The organism is Chromohalobacter sp. 48-RD10 (assembly GCF_029889785.1).
Classification (GTDB): Bacteria; Pseudomonadota; Gammaproteobacteria; order Pseudomonadales; family Halomonadaceae; genus Chromohalobacter.
In genome coordinates this window covers 1-2,654 of sequence record NZ_JARANX010000078.1, presented here as the reverse complement: position 1 = coordinate 2,654, position 2,654 = coordinate 1, and the positions used below count along the sequence as shown (strand labels likewise).

At 62.2% G+C, this 2,654-nt stretch carries 2 protein-coding genes and 1 pseudogene; all 3 read right to left on the bottom strand.

Features of this window, described 5'->3' with window-relative positions; genetic code table 11:
- Positions 1 to 312: pseudogene (locus tag OP496_RS17050) on the bottom strand (Vi polysaccharide biosynthesis UDP-N-acetylglucosamine C-6 dehydrogenase TviB); the annotation flags it as partial.
- 90 nt (positions 313 to 402) lie between these two features.
- A complete protein-coding gene (locus OP496_RS17045; RefSeq protein ID WP_280565012.1) occupies positions 403 to 1,569 on the bottom strand; it encodes a nucleotide sugar dehydrogenase in 1,167 nt (388 codons plus the stop codon).
- A gap of 40 nt (positions 1,570 to 1,609) precedes the next feature.
- Positions 1,610 to 2,623 (bottom strand): UDP-glucose 4-epimerase GalE, encoded by a 1,014-nt coding sequence (gene galE / locus OP496_RS17040; protein WP_280565011.1) that lies wholly within the window; start codon positions 2,621 to 2,623, stop codon positions 1,610 to 1,612.
- Between the last annotated feature and the right edge of the window lie 31 nt (positions 2,624 to 2,654).

Below are 2,654 nucleotides of genomic sequence, written 5' to 3'. Positions count from 1 at the left end.
CACCTGGCCCAGAGTCTCGCTGGCGCGGATCAAGGGCGTCAGGTCCGGCCGGCGGCTGGCATCGATGGGCGTCGGCACGGTGACGATATACACATTGCACGCCCGCAGCGCCTCGAGCTCGTTTTCGAAGCTTAGCCGGCTCGCCTCGGCCAGCAGCGCCGGCTCCACCTCCAGGGTGTGATCGATACCGTCGCGCAGCTCAGCAATACGCTTGGCATTGATATCGAAGCCCACGGTGGGCAGCACCTTGCCGAACTCCACCGCCAGCGGCAGCCCCACATAGCCCAGGCCGATCAACGGCCAGGCGCACATTATCCATTGATGGCACGCGTTACATCCTTGGTACGAAAAGAAAAAAGAAGAAAAAGTCGCGAAGGGGGGCTCTCCCCCTCAATCGCCCCCTCAATCGCTGCCGAACAGATCCCGCGTATAGACCTTCTCGGCCACATCGGCGAGCTCCTCGGCCATGCGGTTGGAGAGGATCACATCCGCCTCGGCCTTAAAGGCCTCGAAGTCCCGCAATACCCGGGAGCCATAGAAGCTCTCCTCCTCCAGCACCGGCTCATAGACGATCACCTCGATCCCCTTGGCCTTGATCCGCTTCATTACCCCCTGCATGGCGCTGGCGCGGAAGTTATCGGAGCCGGCCTTCATGATCAAGCGATAGACCCCCACCACCTGCGGCCGGCGCGCCAGCACCTGCTCGGCGATAAAGTCCTTGCGGGTGCGGTTGGCATCCACCACCGCCTGGATCATATTGCTCGGCACGTCCTGATAGTTGGCCAGCAGCTGCTTGGTATCCTTGGGCAGGCAGTAGCCGCCGTAACCGAAGCTGGGGTTGTTGTAGTGGCCGCCGATGCGTGGGTCGAGCCCCACCCCCTCGATAATCTGGCGGGTATCCAGGCCATGGGTCTCGGCGTAGCTATCCAGCTCGTTGAAGTAGGCCACCCGCATGGCCAGATAGGTATTGGCGAAGAGCTTGATCGCCTCCGCCTCGGTACTGTTGGTGAACAGCACCGGGATCTCCTCCTTCACCGCCCCCTGGGTGAGCAGCGAGGCGAACACCTCGGCACGCTCGGAGCGTTCACCGACGATAATCCGCGAAGGGTGGAGATTATCGTAGAGCGCCCTGCCCTCGCGCAGAAACTCCGGCGAGAAGAGCAGATTCTCGGTGCCGAAGCGCGCGCACGCCTCGGCGGTAAAGCCCACCGGCACCGTGGACTTGATCACCATCACCGCCGCGGGATTGATGGCGATTACCTCCTGGATCACCGCCTCGACACTGGAAGTATCGAAATAGTTGGTCTCCGGGTCGTAGTCGGTGGGGGTGGCGATCACCACAAAGTCCGCATCGCGATAGGCGGCCTCGCGGTCCAGTGTGGCGGTGAAGTCGAGCGTACGATGGGCCAAGAAGTCACTGATCTCGGCATCCTCGATGGGCGAGAGGCGATCATTCAGCATGGCGACCTTCTCGGCGACGATATCCAGCGCCACCACCTGATTGTGCTGAGCCAGCAGCATGGCGTTGGAGAGGCCGACGTAGCCGGTACCGGCGATGGCAATTTTCATTGGTATTCCCTTGAAACATTTCCAAGCCTAAGCAGGCTTATCAATAACCTTCAGGATTCTGGCACTGCCAGCGCCAGGTATCGCTCATCATATCCGCCAGGCTTCGGCGTGCCTTCCAGCCAAGCTCTCGCTCAACAAGAGTCGCATCGGCCCAGCATTCGGCCACATCGCCGGGGCGCCGCGGTTCGATGCGGTAGGGCACCGCCTGCCCCGAGGCCTGCTCGAAGGCCTTGACCACCTCGAGTACCGAGTGCCCCTGGCCGGTACCCAGGTTCCAGGTATTCACGCCCCCGCGCTCCTGCAGGGCATTCAGGGCACACAGATGCCCTTCCGCCAGGTCCATCACATGGATATAGTCGCGAACGCCGGTGCCGTCGGGCGTGGGATAGTCGCTGCCGTAGACCGCGAGGCACTCGCGGCGCCCCACGGCGACCTGGGCCACATAGGGCAGCAGATTATTGGGAATACCCTGGGGATCTTCCCCAATCTCTCCGCTCTCGTGAGCACCTACCGGGTTGAAGTAACGCAGCAACGCAATGGACCAGGCGCTGTCCGAGGCGACCAGATCCCGCAGCAGCTCCTCCACCATCAGCTTGGAGCGGCCGTAGGGATTGGTGGGCTGACCGGTGGGGAGGCCTTCATGCAGCGGCATGGGGTGGCCATCGCCATACACCGTGGCCGACGAGCTGAACACCAGCCGTGTGACCCCGGCGGCCTGCATAGCCTGGCAGAGCACCAGGGTGCCGGCGACGTTGTTCTCGTAGTAGGCAAGCGGATGCTCAACGCTCTCCCCTACCGCCTTAAGCCCGGCGAAGTGAATCACCGCGCTGACCGTATACTCGCGGAACAGCCGATCCAGCAGGACTTGATCGCGGATATCGCCCTGCACAAAGGTCAGCTCGTGCCCAGCCAGGCGCTCCACCCGGCGCAAAGACTCCCGCGAGGCGTTGCAGAGATTGTCCAGCACCACCACCTTATGCCCTGCTTCCAGCAGGGCCAGCACCGTATGGGAGCCGATATAGCCGGCACCGCCAGTGACTAATATGTCTGTCAATTAACTCTCCCGGTATGGCGATAAAACGTGT

Bases quoted from the DNA above. Each gene is read 5' to 3' on its own strand.
- OP496_RS17045 (WP_280565012.1), bottom strand. From the start codon at position 1,569: ATGAAAATTGCCATCGCCGGTACCGGCTACGTCGGCCTCTCCAACGCC.